Below are 23,138 nucleotides of genomic sequence, written 5' to 3' on the forward strand. Positions count from 1 at the left end.
ATACAACTAAATTCCTTTAATAATTCGGGCTGGCGAACCAACTGCTGTACACTCATCAGTTATATTTTGTGTAACCGTTGATCCTGCACCAATAATAGTCCATCTTCCAACAGATACACCAGGAATAAGGACTGCATTTGCTCCAATATGTGTCCCTTCGGCGATTTTAACGTTGCCAGTAAGAGTTGCTGAAGGGGAAATATGGACAAAATCTTGTATATCATTATCATGTTCTATAACACATGACGTATTTAAGATAACGTGGTTACCAATATTTGAGTTGGCATTTATCACAACATTTGGCATGATAACTGTACCTTTGCCAATTTTGGTTTTATTGCTTATTTGAGCGGAAGGGTGAATAAAAGTTTCAAAACTTTCAAGACTAATATTTAATTGGTTTATTATTTTCTTTCTAATTTTATTATCCCCAATACAAACTATGATCTTAAAATTGTTTTTTTTCTTTAGATCTTTCATTGAACTAACAGGTCCATAGTAGCAATTGTTATGTTTTTGAAGAGTATGATACTTATCATCAAATACAGCGAAAATCTTATACTTTTGCTGCAGGTTAATAATGTCAATCACTACTGAAGAGTGACCACCTTCACCAATTAAAGCGACATTATTCATTATTTCATCACCTCTTAATAATAAAGGCTTTACAGATCCTATTTTATGATATTTGTAGATCATAATATTATGCATATAAAATGAATTGAATTTCTAAAAATAAGCCTCTTTTTCAAAATGAAAGTCCAATCAGATTACTTTTCTTTACATAGACTAATGATAAGGAACTAATTAACAAAGAAAAGAGGTAGACAAAGTGATAGCTGAAAATCAATTATTGCATAATATAGCTGTAGTTGGTCTTGGTAAAATTGGTCTTACTTTGGCAGCAGTATTTGCAAATAACAGTTGTAAAGTATTAGGGGCAGACATTGATCCAAAAGTCGTATCATCCGTAAATAATGGAATAAGTCATGTGAAAAATGAGCCGGGTCTAGAGGAATTAGTAGCTAATGCTCATCATAATAAAACATTAATTGCCACTACAAAAACATCAGAAGCTGTAGCTCAATCTGACATTGTAATCGTTATAGTTCCTGTATTAATAGATGATAAGAATCACGTGGACTATAGGTATATTGATTCTGCAGTAGAAGAAATTGCGAAAGGGGTTAAAAAGAGTACCCTGGTAATTTTTGAGACAACATTGCCGCCAGGAGATACAAGAAATAGATTTGGAAAAAAAATAGAGGAAGTTTCAGGATTACGAATAGGTACTGATTTTGATTTAGCTTATAGTCCGGAAAGAGTCTACTCAAATAGAATCATAGAGGATTTACAAAATTATCCCAAGATAATTGGTGGTCTAACAGAGAAAAGTTTAAAGAGAGCATCAGCATTTTATCAAAAAACGCTTAATTGTGAAATCATTGAGGTAAGTTCATTAGAAACAGCAGAGTTTGCCAAAGTCGCAGAGTGTGTCTACCGAGACGTTAATATTGCTCTAGCTAATGACCTAGCAAAATTTGCAGATAATATGAATGTTAATATATTGGAAGTAATTGATTCAAGTAATAGTCAGCCATACTCACATATCCATCAACCGGGTATTGGGGTGGGAGGCCATTGCATTCCGATATATCCTTACTTTTTTATTAATAAAGGATTAGTTCAAGGTCTGACACCTTTATCAAGAAAAATAAATGATAGTATGTCTGATTATGCCATTTCAAAAATTGAGAAAGAAATGGGATCACTCCAAAAAAAGAATATACTTATTTTGGGCTTATCTTATCGTGAAAATGTAAAGGAGACAACAAAGTCTACATCACTGGCAATTATCGAAATCCTGAAAGAAAAAGATGTCCAGGTATTTGTAGCAGATCCTTTGTTTGAAAATGAAGAAATAATAAAATATGATGTAATTCCATTTGATATCAATAATCAAACAGTTTCTTCTGAAATTGATATCATCATTCTTCAAGCTTATCATGACGAATTTAAAAAAATAGATTTTGAAAGTTTCACGAAATGTACATTTGTATATGATGGTCGAAATAAATTATCAAAAGAGAAAATCGAAGAATTGGGAATGCGTTATTCTGGCATAGGTAAATAAAAATTAAGAGAGGTAGTGAAGATGGAAGGAGGTAATATAATGGAAGAACAAAACCAACAAAATTTTATCCCAATGGTTGATTTAAAGGAAGAAGTTAATTTAATGGGTCAGTCGATAATAAAATCTGTAACAGACGTAATTGAAAGTGGAGCATATGTGTTAGGAGAAAAGGGTAAAAAGCTTGAACATGAGTTAGCAGGCTATTTAAACGTATCTTATGCACTGGGAGTAGCAAACGGTACAGATGCATTATATATTGCATTGAAAGCACTAGGTATTGGTATTGGTGATGAAGTCATTACAACACCATTCACTTTCTTTGGAACAGCTGAAGCCATTGCCCAAGCTGGAGCTAAACCAGTATTTGCTGACATAGATGAGGAGACATATAATATTGATCCTTACAAAATGGAAAAAGCCATTACTCCCAAGACGAAAGCGATTATAGTTGTTCACTTATTTGGCCTTTCTGCAAAGATGTCACAAATTATGGAAATAGCAAAAAAACATCACATAAAGGTAATCGAAGATGCATGTCAAGCTATAGGGACAGAATATCAGGGGAAAAGGGTAGGTTCTATTGGTGATATTGGCTGCTTTTCGTTTTTTCCATCAAAAAACTTAGGAGCTTTTGGAGATGCTGGTTTAGTTGTTACAAATAATAAAGATCTTTACAAAAATATGTTTATGCTACGTAATCATGGCAGTGATAAAAAATATCTGCATTCTTTAATAGGGATGAATAGTAGACTTGATGAAATACAGGCAGCTATATTATTAGTGAAATTGAAATATTTCGATGTTTTTCTGCATTTGAGAAAAGAAATTGCGAAAAACTATACAGAAAATATTCATAAATCTTTAAAAAAACCTAAGATATATGAAAATAGGGAACATACTTTTCATCAATATTGTATTGAATTAGATCAGCGTAATGAACTTTCCGCTTATTTATTGGAAAAAGGGATCTCTTCAGCTATATACTATCCTGTCCCATTACATCTCCAAGAAGCATTTAGCTATTTAAATTATAAAGAGGGAGATTTTCCGCTAGCCGAAACTATAGCTAAACGTATATTAGCTCTACCGATCTCACCAACCATGTCGAGAGAAATTCAGGAGAATATTATTAATTGTGTGAATGAATTTCTTGAAGAAAAAGGATCAAAATAGCTGTCAATTCTGACAGCTATCTTCTAACATACAGATGTACGGTTAAACATTACTACATAATGTAGTTTTTAATTTTTTTAAAAATGTTGATCTTCGTTCTTATCTTTTTCTATTTTCATTAGTTCCTCAGTTACTTCTTGAACGTTTCTTTCAAGATTGTCCAGGTTAACAATTTGTGTGTCTAATTTTATCTCATAGTCAATCGATTCATTTATTAGGTTTTTTATTTGCTTTTCAATTTGTAATAAGACCATCGTGTCATCGTTTGCAGATGTAATGAACTCAAATTTCGGTATAAATGAATCAATATCTTGTTGAACCTTCTCAATCTGCTCATTTATTTTAGAGTGGCCAGATTTAAATGCATATATTTCATTTGAAATCGAGTGTAAGATAGTTTTCATATCGTTAAGTTCATGTTTATCTTTATTCGTTTCGATTAGTGTTTGAAGTATTTGTTCATTTCCTTTTTTTAATTGGTAAATTTGTTCCTGTAATTGTTCCCCGTTTGTTCTCACCTGGAGTTTATCTTCATTTAGTTTCGTAATGATGTTTTTAAGAAAATCACATTCGTTATTCTTTTGAAGTATTTCTTTATCTTTTATATTAATTAACTCCTCATATTGTTGACGATCTAATTTAGTTGAGTCAATTTGTTCCTTAAGTTGATTAATTTCTCCAGCTTGTTTTTCAATAGAGATTTCTTTTGTTTCTATCTCTGTTTTTAGCTTCATTTTCTCATTATTCACAGCATTCGTTAAGTCTAATAGTTTTTGTTCGATTTCTGTTTTCTCTATATTGATGTTTTCATACTGTAATAATGCTTCTTCGTAATTCGCACGATACTCTCTTAATTCTAGTGAGATTTTTTGATTTCCCTTTTGTAGATTAGTATATTTTAATTCTATTTCATTTACTATTTCTTGTTTTTTTACTATTTCATTTTTTAGAGAATATAGCTCTGCTTTTAATTTATTGTTTATAGCTTCTAATTTAGATTTATTTTCTATTAAATAAGAGATTTCTTTGTTCTTTTCTACGTCTTGTTCTATCAATGTCTCTATTTCTTTCTTTAATCTTGTAGAAGTTTGGATATATTCAAATTCTAGTTGTTTATTTTTACCCACTTGCAATTGGTAGCTATTTTGTAATTCTTCAATTTTTTTCTTAGTTATATCTAATTGCAATGATATTGAGTTTTTTTCTTCAAGAAGGTTCGCATTCGCATGCTTTAGTTTTCTTAATTGTGAATAATGATAGTTGTTTTCATAGTCTTCCACTTGTGCTTTATACCTACTAAGTTCTGATTTCATATGAATAAGCTTTTGCTGAAGCATAGTGTTTTCCACTGTTATCACTCCCATTTGACTTCAAATACAAAAGGAACTATTTAGGTATTTGTCTTAAGTATTTTGATAATTTCTTCAAACTTGTCTTCGGTCTTATCGATCATATTCTCAAATTGTTCAATAATTTCATCAGAAATAATCATATCTTTAGTTGTTGTACTCATATCTTTTGAGGATATACGAGTATTAAATAAGTATAGAATAAGTAGTAATAGGGTATTTCCTTCTATATGAATGGAACTGTTGTCGTTTTTTTTAAGATTTGTTAATTCCTGGACAATGCTTTTAGCTAATTCGTCTATCAATTTTTCATTTTCCTCATTAAACACCATCAAATCCCTCCCTTAACTATTTCCGCTAATACTAATAGAATTTATGGCAGGTATACCTTCCTTAAATTCATCGCTATAGCAATATCCTAATATATTTCCTGTATAGGACTTTGAGGGAAGCCATTTTAATTGGAAGTTTTGAAAAGAAATCATTTGAGAAGGGTTAATGTTATTTTTATTGATGGGCTTTAGAAAGTACACATCTTTATCTGATGATTTGTTTAGCCGTTCCCAGCCGTCCGTTATATTTGAATTTTGTTGCTTCGCGCTAATGATTTTGCCTGACAATTGAAAAGGATGGCTTTGGGTAAATTGTAAACAAATATAAGGGTTTGTAATTTGTTTCTGTCCAATGTTATGGATAATATATGAACCGATAATTAAATTCTCATCGTCCAAACGATGTGAAATATTTACCGAATATGTAAAATAGCTAATTAATTGAACATCATTATTATCCTTTTTTGATTCATTAATTAATTTTTTTATTTCATTTAAGTAATTTATTGTCTTATGTTCGTGTTCCTTCACCATTTCTTGAAGTTTTAACAAGTTGTTTTGTTTCATGAATGGCACTCCTTCAGTAAAAATAGAGAGAGGATCATCTCCTCTCTCTATCCATATGCACAATTATTCCCCGTCATCACCATTATCAGGGAATAGTACCGGACATTGTGGCGGCATTGTAGGTGTCGGGCAAGCTGGTGTTGGTAGAATGTCTCTAGGTTGACAGAAGTCAGCAACAATCTCAAGTGTTACAGGGAAAGTTGACTGAATGCTTTGACATGTACGGACTGTTACAAGAGCATCGAATGTATCTGTAAGAAAATCACATTCAAATGAGCAAATAAAGCTGTCTAATTCACTATACGTAACTTCAATGTCTGTACCTTCTGGTGCACATAAAACAACTTGTTCACAGCGTGCGAAATCAAACGAAGCGACCTCAGTACCAGTTGCAGTTGGGAAGAAGAATGTTACAGTGAAGTTCTTTCGAATTGTGACCAATTGAAGAGTGACTAACGCTCCATCAATTACAAATTCTCTATCTTCACGATTTAGAACTTCGACTGGACCAGGTGTAACTTCAACTGTAACGGGACCTGTAATTTCATCACATGTTAAGGGGTCCTCACCAACAATAGGAAGAGTTTCATCAGTAAATGTTAAATCAAATGTTGCCTCATTTAGAATCCAGTCATATACCTTTGTCGTGTTAATGCAAAGGAGCTCCTGTCCTCCTGTTAAATTTTTTGCTTGCATATTGCAAACACCTCCGAATTAAGATAATTTCTATACATTTGTAGCATATGAATAGTAGTAAAATTGGTTCTTAATAGAAGGATCAAAATGTAAAATTGTGTTAATGTCTCAAGGGAAAATGACTATATCTAAAGGGGGGATAAAAATTTGGATAGATTCGAAGAGAAAATTAACAGTATTGAAAATTTAAAACAAAAGCTATCTATTTTTAAACAAACATTAGAAACAGCGCAATCAGGAAATGTCGCCAATGACTACCTATCTATGAAGTTTGAGCATCAATCTATAACAGGACAAATGTTAAAGATAGAAGAAAAATTAAGAAAAGCTGTTGAACAGTATAACAGTCAAACAAAAGAATTGATGGAAAATGTTAAAACTCTTTCTGAGAAAATGAATAAAATGGATCATACAATCACTGATTTACAAAAGTGTATGGAGACATTGGTAAATAAGGATCAAGATGAGGTAATTCGAGGTATAAAAGAGGTAATTAAAAATGAAATTGGTAAGCAATTAATGGATTCATCCACAGTTGATCAAATAAAAGAAGAATTGTCAGAATTAAAGGTAATAATAAATAGTAATAAAGTAAATAAGAATGAAATTCTACATCCCAATAGCTACCAACAATTAAGAAACATCATTCATACTTCAATTTCTTCTAAAAATCTTTATCCTAAAGTTCCCGAACTAATTAGCAATGATATTGCAAATTTTTATCATGGTGTTTCTAAAAAGACACAAAAAGCAAGTTTTTTACCACCTACAGGTCCAAAGAGAATAGAATTGAGGAACAAATATAAAGACGAAGCAAAGGATGTATCTAAAAATAAAGCGTTAGGAAACTCAATTGTAGCTTCAGAACATACAAATAACCTTACATTCAAACCGACTTCAAATATGAACAACGACTCGAGCATACAAGAAATCCAACAACAAAAAGAACTGGGTGGCCGTGAAGAGTCAAATCCCTCAGTGCATAGAGGTAAAGACCTTGAAAAAAAATAACTTAACATTTCCTCGATATGTATTTGAAGAAATGATACAACACTGCAAAACGGAACTTCCAAATGAAGCATGCGGTATAGTTTCAGGAGTGAATGGTGAAGTTACTTCTGTATGGAAATTGAAAAATGAATCTAAATCTGAAAAACGTTATTTTGTTGGAAAGGAAAGCGTTCAAAAAACATTTAATAAAATATTTCATAAGGGAGAAATTGTACTAGGTATCTATCATTCACACCCAAAAACATCCCCTATCCCTTCTAAGTTTGATTTAATCAATCATCCATATCAAGACGTGAAAATGATTATTGTCTCATTTAAGAAAGTAAATCCAATTACAAAATGTTATGTAATAGAAAATCGAAGTTCTACTGAATCAATATTAATTGTCAATTAGTCCAATCCATAAAGATTAACACTGTTTATAATATATAGAAAAGAATTTTATGGAGGGATACTTTTGGGTAATTATCGTAAGAGTGAGGGCAGCCAGGACAATAATAGTAAACCTATAATCATAAATAGAAAAAAAAGAAATGTGAAGAGAACTGCTTCTAAGACCAAAGGTGTTATAAGAGGAGGCTGTTGTTTTAAGAGAATTAAATAATGATGTAATTGTATTACAATTGATATTTAAATATGTGTTCTTATGTTTAATGAAACAAAAAATAGGGTGTAATTCACCCTATTGTAACTAATGCTTTTATTTTAGATTAGAAGCCACCATCATCTGGAGTGAAAGGTAGACTGAATTTAGTTTCTACTGCACGTAACCTTTGGTTAAGACGGTTTAGTCTTCGAGTATGTTGTTCAACTCTATTATTAACACGATTGACTTGTTCATTTAAGCGGGTTATTTCACGGTTCATCCTGCGATTTTCTTCATTTAATCTTTTTATTTCATTATTAAGCCTGGTTAGCTCTTTAGTTTGACGATCAGATTGACGCTCAAGCGATGTTATCCTCCTCTCGAGGTTCGGTTGACGTTGATCTGAATTATGGTAAAGCGTATAAGAGAGAGGATTTGACAAATGATTTCCATAATAGAATTTTGATACAAGCTCATTTTTATAAACATAGGGGTATGAATACATGTTTCACAAACACTCCTTATTGATTTCTTTCATATCACCAACCAGAAAGAAATAAGTAATCTTTATAAAGGTATGTAGGTTATTGTGGGAGTGCAACAGCAAATGCCCATATTTAAAAATGTTAAATCTTCTGTTGTTAAACAAGGTTGAAAAGATTGATATGAATTTTCAGACACTTTGATATTTGAATACTTAGACTTGTATTTATAGAGTGAAAGATAATTGTTTTTTATTTTTGTTGTAATAACCATTTTAAAAATACAATAACATTATTATGTAAACTTAAATATTCATTATAAACTTAATGCTACATAACATTAGATAAATTTGTAAAAGTAATTGATAATTGATAAATATTAATTGATTATAAACAGAATAAATTATAGTTGTCATATTTCAATCCTTATCAAAATAATATAGAGAAGTTAAGTGTTTCAGGCATGTTTTTATAATAGATTAAATATAATTTTAACTATTAAATTATAATTATTATAAAAAAGTATTGATTTTTAATTGAGACATGTTATTATAGATTCATAGCCAAACAAAATATGAGGTGATTCTTAAATGACTAATAACAGACTAACTACAAGCTGGGGTGCTCCAGTAGGGGACAACCAGAACTCAATTACAGCAGGAAATCGTGGCCCAACATTATTGCAAGATGTACACCTTTTAGAAAAGCTTGCACATTTTAACCGAGAACGTGTTCCTGAGCGTGTGGTTCATGCGAAAGGTGCAGGAGCACACGGGTTTTTTGAAGTAACAAATGATGTGACAAAATACACGAAAGCAAATCTTTTTTCTGAAGTAGGAAAACGTACACCATTATTTATTCGTTTTTCAACAGTTGCAGGTGAAAATGGTTCAGCAGATACAGTTCGCGACCCACGTGGATTTGCGGTTAAGTTTTATACTGAAGAAGGAAATTATGATATCGTAGGTAACAATACACCGGTATTCTTTATTCGTGATGCGATTAAATTCCCTGATTTCATTCATACGCAAAAACGTGATCCACAAACACACTTAAAAAACCCTAATGCAGTATGGGATTTCTGGTCATTGTCTCCAGAGTCTTTACATCAAGTAACAATCTTAATGTCTGATCGTGGAATTCCGGCGACATTACGACATATGCATGGATTTGGAAGTCATACATTTAAGTGGACAAATGCAGAAGGTGATGGAGTGTGGATTAAATATCACTTCAAAACAGAACAAGGTGTTAAAAACATATCTCCTGAAGTGGCAGCACAAATTGCTGGTGAAAATCCAGATTATCATACAGAAGACTTATTTAATGCAATTGAAAAAGGCGATTTCCCTGCATGGAAATTATATGTGCAGATTATGCCTTTAGAAGATGCGAATACTTATAAATGGGATCCATTCGATGTTACAAAAGTTTGGTCTCAAAAAGATTATCCATTAATTGAAGTTGGCCGTATGGTGTTAGATCATAACCCTGAAAACTATTTTGCGGAGGTTGAGCAAGCAACATTCTCACCTGGTACATTAGTTCCTGGTATTGATGTATCACCAGATAAAATGCTTCAAGGACGTCTATTTGCTTATCATGATGCACACCGTTACCGTGTTGGGGCTAACCACCAGGCACTACCGATTAACCGTGCGAAAAATGAAGTGAAGAACTACCAACGTGATGGCCAAATGCGCTTTGATGATAATGGTGGAAAATCAGTATATTATGAGCCAAACAGCTTGGGTGGTCCAACTGAAACACCAGAAAACAAACAAGCTGCATATCCGGTATCCGGAGTAGCTGAAAGTGTAGCATATGATCATAATGATCACTACACGCAAGCAGGTGACTTATATCGCCTTATGACTGAAGAGCAACGCGCACACTTAGTGTCTAATATTGTTGCTGCAATGAAACCAGTTGAAAGAGACGATATTAAATTACGTCAAATTGGACATTTCTACAAAGCAGATCCGGAATACGGAACTCGTATAGCTGAAGGCTTAGGTTTAGCTGTTCCAGCTGAAGTAAAATAATGATTTAAACTAATTTTCAATTCTCAAACTATTCTCAATTATTCTCATGTTAAAATGCATCCAACAATTGGATGCATTTTTTTTGACTTACGATCTATAACGTCACTACATTAGCGAAAGCTTCACTATGCTCACGGCGTTCTTTTCGGACGTTTCTACGCTGTTTTGCTGTATTAAATAGCATGACTTCTTCATCTGATTCCGGAATGACTCTTGGAACTTGTTGGGGTTTGCCTTGATCATTTAGTGCTACAAAAGTTAAAAAGGATGTAGCTGCAAGCTTTCGTTCACCTGTTTTTAAATCTTCAGCAATTACTTTAACAAAAACCTCCATAGATGAACGGCCAACAGACGATACATACGATTTTAAACTAACAGAGTCACTTTGGCGGATAGGAATTAAGAAATCAACAGAGTCTGTCGAGGCTGTTACAACCTCACATCTTGAATGCATGGCTGCTGAAATCGAGGCAACATCATCGATATAGCTCATTAATTTACCACCAAATAATGTATTATGGTTATTTGTATCTAATGGAAATACTCTACTTGTCTTAATAACTAGGGACTCTTTACATGTTTTTTCTTCAATATTTGTCATCGTGTTCTCTCCTGACGTAACTTGATGGGATCATATAAACATTATTGGCTCTTTTCTTAACATCGTCAATTTATTTGTTTTACATTCTAACATTGTCTTTTAAAATGAAAATACTCAAGAGACACTGCATCTTGAGTATTTTTGTATGGTCTTATTTATTTTTTCCACCATTCATCAAACATAGAGGCAGGTACTTCGCGCTTATGTTGTGAAATCAGGTAGCGTTTTTCGATTTTTTCAGCTACTTCAGCGTCGACTTGTTTTCCTTCCAGGAAGTCATCTAATTGGTCATATGTAATACCAAGCTCTGTTTCGTCTGCCTGCAGGGGAGTGTTGTCCAGTAGATCAGCAGTTGGTATTTTGAGATATAAGCGTTCTGGAGCATCTAATTCTTGTAGCAGACGTTTACCTTGACGCTTTGTTAGTCCTGTAAGTGGTAACAAGTCTGCACCACCGTCACCATATTTTGTGAAAAATCCTGTAACAGCCTCTGCAGCATGATCTGTACCAATAACTAACAATCCTTTCTGGCCGCCAATCGCATATTGAGTAATCATTCTTATTCGTGCTTTTACATTACCTTTGTTAAAGTCTGAGAGCGGTTCGCCCATTGTTTTTTCATAGTCATTGGCAAATGCATCGACACTATTAGATATGTCAAAAGCAACACTTTTATCTGGATTAATAAATGAAAGGGCTAATTGTGCATCATCTTCATCCTTTTGAACACCATATGGAAGTCTTACAGCCGTAAATGTTGCTTGATATCCTTCACTGCGTAATTCTTCAACTGCTATTTGAGCTAAACGGCCTGCCAAAGTAGAGTCCTGGCCACCACTAATGCCAAGAACGAAGCCTTTAGCACCTGTTGTTTTTAAGTATTCTTTTAGAAACGTTACACGTGCTTTGATTTCTTCCTTTGGATTTATCGTTTCTTTTACATGTAGTTCACTCATAATTCTTTTTTGTAAACTCATTTTTACGCCTCCAATTGAAGTTATTTTAGGATTTCCTATTGTTTTTGATCATTTCTGATACTTTTTCTCTTACTTCTTCGATGTTTCTCATTTTGTTTTCCCAGCATTCCTGACTTAAGTCAACCGGGTATTCCTCTGGATGTAGGGCACGTTTATATTCATCCCATAATAACTCTAAGTTCGCCCTTGTGTAATTTTGCATATCCTGTAGGGTGGGAGAGTCATATACAAGTGATCCGTTTTCAAAAATAAGATGATGTAATTCTTTTGCTTCAAAGTTTGTAACGAATTTACTCACAAACGTATGAATAGGGTGGAACATTTTTAATTTTTCTTCACTTTCAGGATCTTCGTGCTCTAAAGTAATATAGTCACCCTCAGATTTATGGTTTAGCGTATTAATGATTCGATAAACCTTTTTTAACCCTGGTGTTGATACTTTTTCAGGATTTCCACTAATTTTGATCGTATCAATCATTTCACCGTTTTCATCTTCGATTGATGCCAGCTTGTAGACAGCTCCGAGTGCAGGTTGATCAAAAGCAGTGATCAGTTTTGTTCCAATACCCCAAATGTCAATTTTGGCACCTTGTGATTTTAGGTTGATAATGGTGGATTCATCCAAATCATTTGAAGCAATGATTTTTGTATCATGAAAACCAGCTTGGTCGAGCATTTTTCTTGCTTCCTTTGATAAGTAAGCAAGATCTCCGCTATCAAGACGGATTCCTTTAAATTCAATTTTATCTCCTAATTCTTTTGCTACTTTAATTGCATTTGGAACACCGGATTTTAATGTATCATATGTATCAACTAGGAACACACATTCTTTGTGACGGCGTGCATACTTATGAAAAGCGACATATTCATCTTTGTATGCTTGAACAAAAGCATGAGCATGAGTACCGGAAACAGGAATATTGAACAGCTTCCCTGCTCTTACATTAGATGTAGCGTGGAATCCACCAATATATGCTGCTCTCGTTCCCCAAATAGCAGCATCTAATTCGTGTGCGCGGCGAGTACCGAATTCCATAACCGTATCATCACCAACGACTTGCTTAATTCTTGCTGCTTTTGTCGCAATAAGTGTCTGATAATTGACGATATTTAATATGGCTGTTTCAACTAATTGTGCCTCGGCTAAAGGGGCTTCAATTCGGATAATTGGTTCATTTCCAAATACCATTTCCCCTTCTTGTACGGAATAAACATTTCCAGTGAATCGGAGGGTACTTAAGTAATGTAAAAAATCATCTTTATATCCTAATTCTTCACGTAAATATTCAATGTCACTAGTTGAGAATTGAAATTTCTCAAGATATTGGATGATTCTTTCAAGTCCTGCGAAAACACCATAGCCATTTCCAAAAGGCAGTTTTCGAAAAAACACTTCAAATACTGCTTTTCGGTTATGGATGGAATCTTCCCAATACGATTCAGCCATATTGATTTGATAAAGGTCTGTATGTAGAGCTAGACTATCATCTTCGTAATGTGTATTCATTTTTCTCCTCCAAGTTCGTTCAATTTTTCACATAGACCGTAGTGGTCATTATTTAATGAAAAAATGGAGGGACCATATGTTCATTAAATATGTATTTAAGTATGATGTTAAATCACTTTAGCATTTAAGCATGAAGAAAAATGTTGCAAAGCCCACTCATGACCTGCTTCATTAAAACTCGCAACAGCGTCTTTACGTATGACAATGGAAAATCCTTTATTGTATGCATCCACAGCAGTATGTAAAACACATATGTCTGTGCAAACACCAACTAGGTGAAGCTCTGTGATACCTCGTTCTTTTAATTTTATTTCTAAATTTGTTCCGGCAAAAGCACTATAACGTGTTTTATCCATCCATTGAACATTGCTTTTTTCTTGGTTGCTTTTGTAGAGTTCTTGAAGCTCTCCATATAAATTTCTTCCTTTTGTATCACGAATATTATGTGGTGGAAACAATGCTGTCTCAGGATGGAAATGATCCTCTTTTTCATGAAGATCAATTGCAAACACAACAAACTCATCTTTTTCTATAAATTCTTTTGTAATCGATGAGATTTCCTTTTCGATATCTTGACCTGGTTTCCCACAGGTAAGTGCACCATCTTCTGCAACAAAATCATAGGTGTAATCAATGTTAATTAAAGCTTTTTTCAACACTCATACCTCCTTAATAGTATGAAAAACAATGTGTGATGTAAATAAAAAGCAATGATAAATGATGTTTCTACATAAAAATATATGGATAATATGTTTAATTTTACACGAACTCTTGATTTTATCAAATATGGAATAATATTCATTTCATGGAGTTATGGTTAAGAAGATTAAAAAAGTAGAAAATATAGGCTGCCCTATCAATAATCGGACAGCCCATTAATGGATAAACATTACGGATTTGTTGACCAAAGTCCAGCAGATTTAATAAAGATTCTAGGATGCAGTTTAAGTTGTGCAACCATATACTCTGCAAGATCTTCCGGCTGCATGACCTTTTCCGGATTTCCATCTGTAAGATTTTCTTTATAAGCTAACTCAGTTGCAACAGTACTTGGTGTAAGAGCTGTTACGCGAATATTATGTTTGCGAACTTCCAAGGCAAGCGATTCAGTAAGTCCTAATAAACCGAATTTTGAAGCGCTATAAGCACTCGTTACAGGAGCACCTTTTTGACCTGCGGTTGAAGAGATGTTAATAATATCTCCACCATTTTTGTCAATTAATTGAGGTAATACAGCACGTGTAACATAATAAACACCTATTAAGTTAATGTCGATAATTCTCTTCCACTCCTCTGGTTCAAGTTCAAGGAATTTACCGAATTTCCCGATGCCGGCATTGTTGATAAGAATGTCGACTGGACCTAGAGAAGTTTTTAGTTGTTCAACAGCAGCATTTACTTCTTCTATAGAAGAAACATCAGCAGTAGCATAAGCTGCTTTCACTCCAAGAGCTTCAATTTCCTTCGCTACTTCCACTAAATCTTGTTCTGTTCGTGCTAATAACCCCACATTTACTCCTTCATGAGCAAGGGCAATTGCAGTTGCACGTCCAATTCCTTTCCCGGCTCCAGTAACAAGAGCGACTTTTCCTTTTAAAGATTGCGCCATTTTTTGTGGCCCCTTTCAATATGTAATTTGCGCTCTTATCTTACATATTGCTAAATCGAAAGTCAAAAGAAGTGCTTTAATGATAAAAATTTGCCGATGATTAAACGTTCTAAAATAGAAAATGGCTACTGCTATTTGATATGATGAGGAAGGAACGATATAAGAGAGATAAAATGAAAAGATTAAAGGAGGTTCTAATGAATAAAGAATCAATTTTAATTGTTGAAGATGAAGAGAAAATAGTAAGATTGCTTGAACTGGAGCTAGGCTATGAAGGATACATAATTGAAAAAGCGATGGACGGAGTTACCGCATTGGAAGTTTATCGAAAAGGAAGCTTTGATTTAATCTTATTAGATGTGATGTTACCCGGATTAAGCGGAATCGAGCTTCTTCGCCGAATTCGGGTAAAAGATCCGTATACCCCTGTTATTTTGCTCACAGCGAAAGGATCTGTTGAAGATAAAGTTTCAGGCTTGGATTTAGGAGCAAATGATTATATTACAAAGCCTTTTCAAATGGAGGAACTGCTTGCGAGAATTCGTGCTGTTTTGCGAATGAGCTCCAGGCCACCTCAGCAAAATGAACAAATAGATCTTGATGACTGGTTCATTGCCGGAGAATTAAAGGTGAATGATAAAACACGTGAAGTGCTAAGAGGTGAACATGAAATAGAGTTAACACCTAAAGAATTTGATTTACTTCTATTTCTTCTAAGAAACAAAAGGCAGGTTCTAAACCGTGAGCAAATACTAGAAGCGGTTTGGGGATATGACTATTTTGGTGATACAAATGTTGTTGATGTATATATCCGCTACATACGTAAGAAAATTGACTTTCCATATGATTATCCTTTAATTCATACAGTACGTGGTGTCGGCTACGTATTAAAGGAAGCAAAATGAAGCTTCGAAATAAAATAAACTTATATACTGCCTTTCTATTTATTTTGCTTATTCTTTTAATGAACACATCGATTTTTATGGTGTTTAACAACATGATGATTGAAAAAGAGCTGGAACAAATAAAAGCGGAAACAGAGAAGGTATCAAATGAAGTTAGTGAAGGAATAAAGCAAGTAGATCCTAACCAATTGCTGCGCGCATATTTACCTGTGGATGGAATGATTCATGTATTGTCAGTTGAGGGTAAATCAGTCGCAAAGATTGCTTCGTCTTCTGAAAAAACATTAGATAATATGCAAGGAACATATTTTGCAGGGGAAAAAAGCGAAATCATTACGTTTGAGAATAACCAATATGCTTTTGCTTCAAGTCCAATTATTTGGACAGATGGTAGTATTGTAAATTTGCAAGTAACAAAAAGCATAACTACAACAAATGAGATTCTATCTGTTTTAAGAATTGTTTTAGTTGCAACCACTATTATTTCTGTTATTCCTGTTCTTTTATCAACTCATTTCTTAAGCAATTTAATCACCCGACCGATCAAAAGAATGACTGAAACAATGAAGGATATACAGGAAAGTGGACAATTCAAAAAAATCCAACTCGAAGAAAAATCAAGGGATGAGCTTGTGGAGATGGGAATTACCTTTAACAAAATGATACATCTTTTGCAAACGAACTTCAAAAAGCAGGAGCAATTTGTATCAAATGCATCACATGAACTGAAAACTCCTTTAACGATTATTGAAAGCTATGCAGATTTAATGAAGAGAAGAGGGAAACAACGTCCCGAAGTAATGGATGAGTCAATTGAAGCCATACATTCTGAGGCTGTTAGAATGAGGGACATGATCGAACAGCTCCTTCTATTGGCTAAACATGATGAAAAATGGAATATCGATAAAAAAGAAGTAAATATTACAGAGCTAGTGAAGGAATCATCGAAAATATTTCAAAATGCATATCACAGAACAGTGGAAGTAAATACCGATGAAGTGATTAATACAGTAACAGATTCCCAGAAGTTAAAGCAATTGCTTTTTATTTTTCTAGATAATGCGAAAAAGTATAGTGAAGAGAAGATTTCTATTTATATAGAGAAAAACGGGGAGAGGCCAAGTATCCGTATTGCAGACAGAGGGATTGGTATTCCTGAAAATGATTTACCTAAAATTTATGATCGTTTTTATCGGATAGATAAAGCTCGAACCAGAAAGCAAGGAGGAAGTGGGTTAGGACTCTCAATGGCCAAGGAAATCGCAGAAGCTTTAAATATTCACATCCAAGTCGAAAGTGTCGAAGGAATAGGGACAACTGTAATACTAACTTTTTAGAAAAAGAACTCGATAAGACTGTTCTTCCTTCTCAGTAAATTCTCATGTTTCTATCTTATACTAAACCTTATAAAAAATGGAGGTGACATATGAATAGAAAGAAATGGTTCATGACTATAGGATGTATTGCCATTGTAGGAGTGGTTCTTCTTGCTACAGTTCAACTATGGGGTCAGACATCAGAAGCTCAAGCTTTAACAGAAGGAGAAGCGAAAGAAAGGGCATTAGAAAAATATACGGGTGAAATTATTGAAACAACGAAAAAAGATAACGAATATCATTTTGTCTTGAAAGCAGAAACAGGAACATATCTTATTGTCATTCATGCTACGAGTGGAGATGTTGTTTCTATCACACAACAAGAAAAAAATAGTGAACAAAAACCTAATAAACATAATGATAATCTTTTAACGGAAGATGCAGTGAAAACCAAAATTTCATCACAGGGTACGATCAAATCAATTGAACTAATTCAATCTGAGTCATCGTCTTATTATCAGGCCATTGTGCAAAGAGAAAATGAAGAACACACACTAACCATCGATCCTTATACAGGAGAAGTTACAAATTCAACGAAAACCTCTTCAAGACTTTTATCAGAAAAAGAAGCCATACATTTGGCTTTGGATGAGGTTAACGGCGAAGTAGATGATGTTGACTTTATTGAAAGTAACGGTCAAACACCTTACTATTTAATTGAAATTGAAACCGATGATGATCGAGAAGCAACTATTCAAATAGATGCCTATAAAAAAAAGGCGATTACGGTTACTTGGGAAGATCAGGAAGATGCTGAAGACGATTCTTAAGAAATCTTAGTGATTTCTCATCATTTTTTAATCTCCCTTTCCTTTTCCTCTCATATAGGTTGGTTAAAGTTAAGTATGTAAGAAACAAAACAACCAAGGAGGAAAAAGAAATGAAGAAATTGATGACAATCTCATTAGCAGCGGTAGTCATATTAGGTGGTGCAGTGGCTATTAATCACAGCTACGCACAAGAAAATAATGAAACAATAGGGATCGATAAAGCAAAAGAGGCAGCTTTAAAGAAGGTTGATGGAGTTATTGAAAGTGTGGAACTTGAAAATCAGAACGGACAGCCTGTCTATGAAGTTGAGATTGACAAAGATCAAAAGGATTATGAACTATACATTGATGCAACAACAGCTAAAATTAACAGAGTCGATGAAAAAGTCGATGACGACAATGATGCTGATGTCAATTCAAAAAACGTATCAAATAAAGCAATAATTACAGAAAAGGAAGCAATTGAAATAGCAAAAACAAAAATTGATGGCGAACTTCATGAAAATGAATTAGATGAAGATGATGGCAGATACGTATATGATATGGAGTTTAAAACTTCCTTAGGAGAAGCGGAAATAACGATTGATGCTGAAACAAAAGAGATTCTTGAGTTGGAACTTGATGATCAGGATGATTAATGATAACGAGTAATTGAACCTTGTTTTTGAGAGGTTCTTTTTTTGTTCAGAAAAAGTATGACTTTAATAATTTGAGTGAAATGCAATGATATAAAAGTCATTGTATAAATATTAGTGAAATCCTCTAATTTCTCTTACAGATATTTGCTAATGAATGATATATGTAGCAATCTATCTAAAAGTGAGATAGATGTAACCGTTTTCTATAAAAATATTATAAAAATACAGAAAATTTAACGGAAAAACACTTGTCAAATTTACAATCTTTAAATATAATAAACTCATGTTATAAAAAACGACGTAGAAATGAGAGGTTATCTAACATGAGTGAAGCGGTTATTTCAAAAGGTAAAAATGATACGGAAATTCTTGCACAAATTAAAGAAATTATCAGCTCTAAAAGTGTAGAGCTTATCCATCTACAATTTGTAGATATAGAGGGTATTTTAAAAAGCGTGACTGTTACTGTAGAGCAATTCGATGATGTTGTTGCAGGGAAACAAATGTTTGACGGTTCTTCTGTAAAAGGTTTCTCTCCAATTAACAAGTCAGATCTATACTTACAACCTGATCTTACAACATTTGCAGTATTACCTTGGTCTGTTGAAGAAGGATATTCTGAAGCACGTTTCCTTTGTTCAGCTGTGAATCCTGATGGAACTCTTTTCGAGGGTGATACTCGTAATGTTTTAAAAAAGACAGTAGATCGTGCAGCTGATAAAGGTTACACAATCTCAGTTGGTCCGGAATTAGAGTTCTTCTTATTCAAAACAGATGCAGACGGAAACCCAACTCAACAATTAGATGATAATGGCGGTTATTTTGAGCCATCACCAAAAGACTTAGGTGAACGTGTACGATTAGAAATTTACCGAGCATTAAAAGCGATGGGCTTCACAATCGAAGCTTCTCACCATGAAGTTGCTGAAGGTCAACACGAAATTAACTTTAAATATGCTGACGCTTTAGGTGCAGCAGATTTATCTACTACTTATAAGTGGGTTGTTAAAACAATTGCCCAAAAATTCGGCTTACATGCTACATTTATGCCAAAACCAGTTTTCGGAATCAACGGTTCTGGTATGCACGTAAATATGTCATTCTTCAAAGATGGGGAAAATGCATTTTATAATGAAGCAGATGAATTACAATTATCTGATGAAGCTTATTCATTCATCGCAGGTTTAGTAGATAATGCGAAAAACATTGTTGCTGTAACAAATCCATTAGTAAACTCTTATAAGCGTTTAGTTCCTGGATATGAAGCACCTTGCTATATCGCATGGTCTGCATCAAACCGTTCAGCACTAATTCGTATTCCAGCTAAAAAAGGTATGGCCACTCGTGTTGAGCTTCGTTGTCCAGATCCATCTGCAAATCCATACCTAACATTTGCGATTATCGCATCTGCTGGTCTTGAAGGGATTGAAAAAGGCTTAAAAGCTCCAGCTTCTATTAATGAAGATATCTTCCACATGACAGAAGAGCGTCGCGAAGAACTTGGAATTGAAAATCTTCCAGGAAGCCTTGAAAAATCAATTGCTGAATTCCAAAATGGCGAAATCGGCCGCAAAACATTAGGTGAGCACGTATATGGCGAATACGTATCTGCTAAAAAAGCAGAATGGGATAGCTATCGTACAGCAGTACATTCATGGGAAATTGATAACTATCAATCTAAATTCTAATTTTCAAAAACAGGTGAATCTTCTCACCTGTTTTTCTTATATAATCATTAATATAATTTTTTTTCTTTCTTTTTTTAATTTTATAACTTTTGCTATTGGAAAATTGAAAAAGTTCACATATACTTAGGTTAATGCTTAAACAAAGAGATGCATTATGAATCATCTGGAAAATAGTTTGTATGATTAAAAATGTAAGCGTTAAACATTATATAATATGAACTTTAACTTTTAAAAGGAGTAGAAAATATGTTACCAATATATGAAGATTTAAAAGATAAAGTAGCAGTTATTACAGGTGGCGCAGGAGTTCTTTGCGGTCGTATGGCTATTGAATTAGCTCGACAAGGAATGAAGGTCGCTATCTTAAACCGTACATACGAAAAAGGTTTGGCAGTTGTGAATGAAATTATTGAAGCTGGTGGAGATGCACTAGCAATCGAGTGTGACGTACTTAATATTGAAAGTGTAAAAAAAGCAGAGCAAAAGATCTTTGAAGTATACGGTGACTACCATGTATTAATAAATGGTGCAGGAGGAAATCATCCGAAGGGGGTAACAACGAAGGAAATCTTTGAGATGTCAGATTTAGAAAATAAAGATATTACGACTTTCTTTGACCTTACGACAGAAGGTTTTCAGTCTGTTTTTAATCTGAATATTATCGGCACATTAATTCCAACTCAAGTATTTACGAAGAGAATGATTGAAACAAAAGGAACGATCATCAATATTTCATCAATGAGTGCACCAAGCCCTATGACAAAGGTACCTGCATATAGTGCAGCAAAATCCGGAATTGAGAACTTCACAAAATGGCTTGCGGTCCATATGGCTGAGACAGGTATTCGTGTAAATGCAATTGCACCAGGATTTTTCTTAACGAAACAAAATGAAAAATTATTGAAAAACGAGGATGGCAGCTATACTGACCGAACGAAAAAAATTCTAGCGCACACTCCTATGAAAAGACTGGGAGATCCAGATGACTTATTAGGTACATTATTATGGTTAATTGATGAGAACTCAAGTAGATTCGTTACAGGAATAAGTGTACCGGTTGATGGTGGATTTATGGCTTATTCAGGTGTCTAACATACGTGTAGTTCTATGATTTTAGCGAAATTTCAAACATGTATTGTAGATAATTGACGAGGATTGAAAAAAAATAAAAAAACTTAGTTTATTCAATAGACAAACTAACTTAGAGGTGGTATTATATTGGTGTAAGGAACAAAAGAATAAAACTTATATTAAAAGACAACCAAAAGGCTAATTGTTGTATGTTAATGTTCTATTATTGAAAGCGTTAACAGTAGTTTGGGAGTTTTTAAGTTTAGTTAATCGGGAGGCAAAAAACATGGCTTATTTTGAAAACGTTAACCAAATTAAATATGAAGGACCTGGTTCTGCAAACCCTCTAGCTTTTAAATACTATAACCCCGAGGAAGTCATTAACGGAAAGAAAATGGAGGATTTACTCCGCTTTTCAGTTGCATACTGGCATACATTTACTGCTGACGGTTCCGATCCATTCGGTGTTGGAACGGCTGTTCGCCCATGGAATCACTTGCAAGGCTTAGATTTAGCAAAAGCTCGTGTTGAAGCTGCATTTGAATTTTTCGAAAAGCTGAATGTACCATTCTTCTGCTTCCATGATGTAGATATTGCACCAGAAGGAGCAACATTAGCTGAATCAAATAAAAATCAAGATATTATTGTTGCGATGATTAAAGAATATATGAAAACAAGCAAAACGAAGCTACTCTGGAATACAGCAAACATGTTTACAAACCCACGTTATGTTCATGGGGCTGCTACTTCTAACAATGCTGATGTTTACGCTTACTCAGCGGCAAAGGTGAAAAAAGCGCTTGAAGTTGGAAAAGAGCTAGGTGCGGAAAACTATGTATTCTGGGGTGGTCGTGAAGGCTATGAAACACTTCTTAATACAAACATGGGCTTAGAATTAGATAACCTTGCACGTTTCTTCCATATGGCAGTTGACTATGCTAAAGAAATCGGTTTTGATGCACCATTCCTAATTGAACCAAAACCAAAAGAACCTACTAAACACCAATATGATTTTGATGTTGCGACTGGATTAGCTTTCTTGCAAAAATATGATCTTACAGACCATTTTAAATTTAATATTGAAGCAAACCACGCTACACTTGCAGGTCATACGTTCGAACACGAATTACGTGTTGCACGCGAAAACAATATGCTGGGATCTGTTGATGCAAACCAAGGTGATACACTACTTGGCTGGGATACGGATGAATTCCCGACAGATTTATATTCTACAACATTAGCAATGTATGAGATTCTCAAAAATGATGGCTTAGGAAAAGGCGGATTAAACTTCGATGCAAAAGTAAGAAGAGGATCATTTGAAGCTGAAGATCTTTTCCATGCACATATTGCCGGAATGGACACATTTGCAATCGGTACAAAAGTTGCGAACAAATTAATCCAAGATAAAGTTCTTGATAACTTTATTGAAGAAAGATATAGCAGTTATACACAAGGAATTGGACTAGAGATTGTTGAAGGAAAAACAAACCTTCGCAAGCTTGAAGAATATGCTCTACAATTAACAGAAATTAAAAATGCTTCAGGTAGACAAGAGCGTTTAAAAGCAACGGTAAACCAATACATTATTGAAACATTGGCAAATGTAACGGTTTAAATT

Annotated in this window: 23 protein-coding genes; 12 read left to right on the forward strand and 11 right to left on the reverse strand. The window is 33.9% G+C overall.

What is annotated here, in order from left to right:
• Positions 1 to 6: 6 nt before the first annotated feature.
• Complete coding sequence (locus tag LC095_RS03240; protein WP_413467447.1) at positions 7 to 711, reverse strand: acetyltransferase; 705 nt, start codon at positions 709 to 711, stop codon at positions 7 to 9.
• Between the two features lie 121 nt (positions 712 to 832).
• Between LC095_RS03240 and LC095_RS03245 the strand changes: the two genes are divergently transcribed.
• Together LC095_RS03245 and LC095_RS03250 are read left to right on the forward strand one after the other, a co-directional pair.
• A complete protein-coding gene (locus LC095_RS03245; protein WP_226526796.1) occupies positions 833 to 2,134 on the forward strand; it encodes a nucleotide sugar dehydrogenase in 1,302 nt (433 codons plus the stop codon).
• 39 nt (positions 2,135 to 2,173) lie between these two features.
• On the forward strand, positions 2,174 to 3,307 hold the full coding sequence (locus LC095_RS03250; RefSeq protein WP_226526797.1) for a DegT/DnrJ/EryC1/StrS family aminotransferase: 1,134 nt from the start codon (positions 2,174 to 2,176) through the stop codon (positions 3,305 to 3,307).
• A 77-nt stretch (positions 3,308 to 3,384) separates the two neighbouring features.
• Here the strand turns inward: LC095_RS03250 and LC095_RS03255 are convergent, their stop codons facing one another.
• The 4 genes from LC095_RS03255 to LC095_RS03270 all read right to left on the reverse strand — a co-directional run bounded on the left by LC095_RS03255 (position 3,385) and on the right by LC095_RS03270 (position 6,251).
• The gene (locus tag LC095_RS03255; protein WP_226526798.1) at positions 3,385 to 4,656 is read right to left on the reverse strand and encodes a hypothetical protein; all 1,272 of its coding nucleotides are present in this window, start codon (positions 4,654 to 4,656) and stop codon (positions 3,385 to 3,387) included.
• 41 nt (positions 4,657 to 4,697) lie between these two features.
• On the reverse strand, positions 4,698 to 4,988 hold the full coding sequence (locus LC095_RS03260) for a hypothetical protein (RefSeq protein ID WP_226526799.1): 291 nt from the start codon (positions 4,986 to 4,988) through the stop codon (positions 4,698 to 4,700).
• Between the two features lie 12 nt (positions 4,989 to 5,000).
• Positions 5,001 to 5,555: a hypothetical protein gene (locus LC095_RS03265; RefSeq protein ID WP_226526800.1), complete on the reverse strand. Its 555-nt coding sequence runs from the start codon at positions 5,553 to 5,555 to the stop codon at positions 5,001 to 5,003.
• 63 nt (positions 5,556 to 5,618) lie between these two features.
• Complete coding sequence (locus tag LC095_RS03270; RefSeq protein WP_078434154.1) at positions 5,619 to 6,251, reverse strand: hypothetical protein; 633 nt, start codon at positions 6,249 to 6,251, stop codon at positions 5,619 to 5,621.
• Between the two features lie 147 nt (positions 6,252 to 6,398).
• On the opposite strand from LC095_RS03270, the gene LC095_RS03275 reads away from it, so the two are divergent.
• The gene (locus LC095_RS03275; protein ID WP_226526801.1) at positions 6,399 to 7,262 is read left to right on the forward strand and encodes a hypothetical protein; all 864 of its coding nucleotides are present in this window, start codon (positions 6,399 to 6,401) and stop codon (positions 7,260 to 7,262) included.
• On the forward strand, positions 7,249 to 7,656 hold the full coding sequence (locus LC095_RS03280; RefSeq protein WP_226526802.1) for a Mov34/MPN/PAD-1 family protein: 408 nt from the start codon (positions 7,249 to 7,251) through the stop codon (positions 7,654 to 7,656). Before LC095_RS03275 ends, LC095_RS03280 begins: the two co-directional genes overlap by 14 nt.
• A gap of 316 nt (positions 7,657 to 7,972) precedes the next feature.
• On the opposite strand, the gene LC095_RS03285 is transcribed toward LC095_RS03280, so the two are convergent.
• On the reverse strand, positions 7,973 to 8,353 hold the full coding sequence (locus tag LC095_RS03285) for a hypothetical protein (RefSeq protein ID WP_319005752.1): 381 nt from the start codon (positions 8,351 to 8,353) through the stop codon (positions 7,973 to 7,975).
• 567 nt (positions 8,354 to 8,920) lie between these two features.
• On the opposite strand from LC095_RS03285, the gene katA reads away from it, so the two are divergent.
• Positions 8,921 to 10,375, forward strand: a complete 1,455-nt coding sequence (gene katA / locus LC095_RS03290) for a catalase KatA (protein ID WP_226526803.1) — start codon at positions 8,921 to 8,923, stop codon at positions 10,373 to 10,375.
• A gap of 94 nt (positions 10,376 to 10,469) precedes the next feature.
• Here katA and LC095_RS03295 read toward each other — a convergent pair whose 3' ends face one another.
• The 5 genes from LC095_RS03295 to LC095_RS03315 form a co-directional block, all read right to left on the reverse strand.
• Complete coding sequence (locus tag LC095_RS03295; RefSeq protein ID WP_078434149.1) at positions 10,470 to 10,976, reverse strand: acyl-CoA thioesterase; 507 nt, start codon at positions 10,974 to 10,976, stop codon at positions 10,470 to 10,472.
• Positions 10,977 to 11,131: 155 nt separating this feature from the next.
• The gene (gene nadE / locus LC095_RS03300) at positions 11,132 to 11,953 is read right to left on the reverse strand and encodes an ammonia-dependent NAD(+) synthetase (RefSeq protein ID WP_226526804.1); all 822 of its coding nucleotides are present in this window, start codon (positions 11,951 to 11,953) and stop codon (positions 11,132 to 11,134) included.
• Between the two features lie 25 nt (positions 11,954 to 11,978).
• A complete protein-coding gene (locus LC095_RS03305; protein ID WP_078434147.1) occupies positions 11,979 to 13,460 on the reverse strand; it encodes a nicotinate phosphoribosyltransferase in 1,482 nt (493 codons plus the stop codon).
• A gap of 107 nt (positions 13,461 to 13,567) precedes the next feature.
• Positions 13,568 to 14,116 (reverse strand): cysteine hydrolase family protein, encoded by a 549-nt coding sequence (locus LC095_RS03310; RefSeq protein WP_226526805.1) that lies wholly within the window; start codon positions 14,114 to 14,116, stop codon positions 13,568 to 13,570.
• 233 nt (positions 14,117 to 14,349) lie between these two features.
• Entirely contained in the window at positions 14,350 to 15,069 is a 720-nt protein-coding gene (locus LC095_RS03315) for a 3-ketoacyl-ACP reductase (RefSeq protein ID WP_226526806.1), read from the reverse strand.
• 197 nt (positions 15,070 to 15,266) lie between these two features.
• On the opposite strand from LC095_RS03315, the gene LC095_RS03320 reads away from it, so the two are divergent.
• From LC095_RS03320 to xylA, 7 genes are all read left to right on the forward strand, one after another.
• The gene (locus LC095_RS03320; RefSeq protein WP_226526807.1) at positions 15,267 to 15,974 is read left to right on the forward strand and encodes a response regulator transcription factor; all 708 of its coding nucleotides are present in this window, start codon (positions 15,267 to 15,269) and stop codon (positions 15,972 to 15,974) included.
• Positions 15,971 to 17,311 carry a sensor histidine kinase gene (locus LC095_RS03325; RefSeq protein ID WP_226526808.1) on the forward strand — a complete coding sequence of 447 codons (1,341 nt, stop codon included), beginning with the start codon at positions 15,971 to 15,973 and terminating at the stop codon, positions 17,309 to 17,311. The genes LC095_RS03320 and LC095_RS03325 overlap by 4 nt, the downstream gene beginning before the upstream one ends.
• Before the next feature lie 89 nt (positions 17,312 to 17,400).
• Positions 17,401 to 18,120, forward strand: coding sequence for a PepSY domain-containing protein (locus LC095_RS03330; protein WP_226526809.1), 720 nt, complete (start codon positions 17,401 to 17,403; stop codon positions 18,118 to 18,120).
• A gap of 110 nt (positions 18,121 to 18,230) precedes the next feature.
• Entirely contained in the window at positions 18,231 to 18,758 is a 528-nt protein-coding gene (locus LC095_RS03335; protein WP_226526810.1) for a PepSY domain-containing protein, read from the forward strand.
• A 323-nt stretch (positions 18,759 to 19,081) separates the two neighbouring features.
• A complete protein-coding gene (gene glnA / locus LC095_RS03340) occupies positions 19,082 to 20,446 on the forward strand; it encodes a type I glutamate--ammonia ligase (RefSeq protein WP_226526811.1) in 1,365 nt (454 codons plus the stop codon).
• A gap of 246 nt (positions 20,447 to 20,692) precedes the next feature.
• Positions 20,693 to 21,538, forward strand: a complete 846-nt coding sequence (locus LC095_RS03345) for an SDR family oxidoreductase (RefSeq protein ID WP_226526812.1) — start codon at positions 20,693 to 20,695, stop codon at positions 21,536 to 21,538.
• A gap of 265 nt (positions 21,539 to 21,803) precedes the next feature.
• Complete coding sequence (xylA, locus tag LC095_RS03350; protein ID WP_078434138.1) at positions 21,804 to 23,135, forward strand: xylose isomerase; 1,332 nt, start codon at positions 21,804 to 21,806, stop codon at positions 23,133 to 23,135.
• The last annotated feature ends 3 nt before the right edge of the window (positions 23,136 to 23,138 follow it).

Source organism: Metabacillus niabensis, assembly GCF_020524345.1.
In the GTDB taxonomy this organism is placed as follows: Bacteria; Bacillota; Bacilli; order Bacillales; family Bacillaceae; genus Metabacillus; species Metabacillus niabensis_B.

Coding starts and splice junctions, on each gene's coding strand:
- glnA (WP_226526811.1), top strand. CDS start 19,082: ATGAGTGAAGCGGTTATTTCAAAAGGTAAAAATGATACGGAAATTCTT.
- LC095_RS03285 (WP_319005752.1), bottom strand. CDS start 8,353: ATGTATTCATACCCCTATGTTTATAAAAATGAGCTTGTATCAAAATTC.
- katA (WP_226526803.1), top strand. CDS start 8,921: ATGACTAATAACAGACTAACTACAAGCTGGGGTGCTCCAGTAGGGGAC.
- LC095_RS03250 (WP_226526797.1), top strand. CDS start 2,174: ATGGAAGAACAAAACCAACAAAATTTTATCCCAATGGTTGATTTAAAG.
- LC095_RS03295 (WP_078434149.1), bottom strand. CDS start 10,976: ATGACAAATATTGAAGAAAAAACATGTAAAGAGTCCCTAGTTATTAAG.
- LC095_RS03345 (WP_226526812.1), top strand. CDS start 20,693: ATGTTACCAATATATGAAGATTTAAAAGATAAAGTAGCAGTTATTACA.
- LC095_RS03320 (WP_226526807.1), top strand. CDS start 15,267: ATGAATAAAGAATCAATTTTAATTGTTGAAGATGAAGAGAAAATAGTA.
- xylA (WP_078434138.1), top strand. CDS start 21,804: ATGGCTTATTTTGAAAACGTTAACCAAATTAAATATGAAGGACCTGGT.
- LC095_RS03330 (WP_226526809.1), top strand. CDS start 17,401: ATGAATAGAAAGAAATGGTTCATGACTATAGGATGTATTGCCATTGTA.
- LC095_RS03305 (WP_078434147.1), bottom strand. CDS start 13,460: ATGAATACACATTACGAAGATGATAGTCTAGCTCTACATACAGACCTT.
- LC095_RS03325 (WP_226526808.1), top strand. CDS start 15,971: ATGAAGCTTCGAAATAAAATAAACTTATATACTGCCTTTCTATTTATT.
- LC095_RS03270 (WP_078434154.1), bottom strand. CDS start 6,251: ATGCAAGCAAAAAATTTAACAGGAGGACAGGAGCTCCTTTGCATTAAC.
- LC095_RS03315 (WP_226526806.1), bottom strand. CDS start 15,069: ATGGCGCAATCTTTAAAAGGAAAAGTCGCTCTTGTTACTGGAGCCGGG.
- LC095_RS03335 (WP_226526810.1), top strand. CDS start 18,231: ATGAAGAAATTGATGACAATCTCATTAGCAGCGGTAGTCATATTAGGT.
- nadE (WP_226526804.1), bottom strand. CDS start 11,953: ATGAGTTTACAAAAAAGAATTATGAGTGAACTACATGTAAAAGAAACG.
- LC095_RS03240 (WP_413467447.1), bottom strand. CDS start 711: ATGCATAATATTATGATCTACAAATATCATAAAATAGGATCTGTAAAG.
- LC095_RS03265 (WP_226526800.1), bottom strand. CDS start 5,555: ATGAAACAAAACAACTTGTTAAAACTTCAAGAAATGGTGAAGGAACAC.
- LC095_RS03260 (WP_226526799.1), bottom strand. CDS start 4,988: ATGGTGTTTAATGAGGAAAATGAAAAATTGATAGACGAATTAGCTAAA.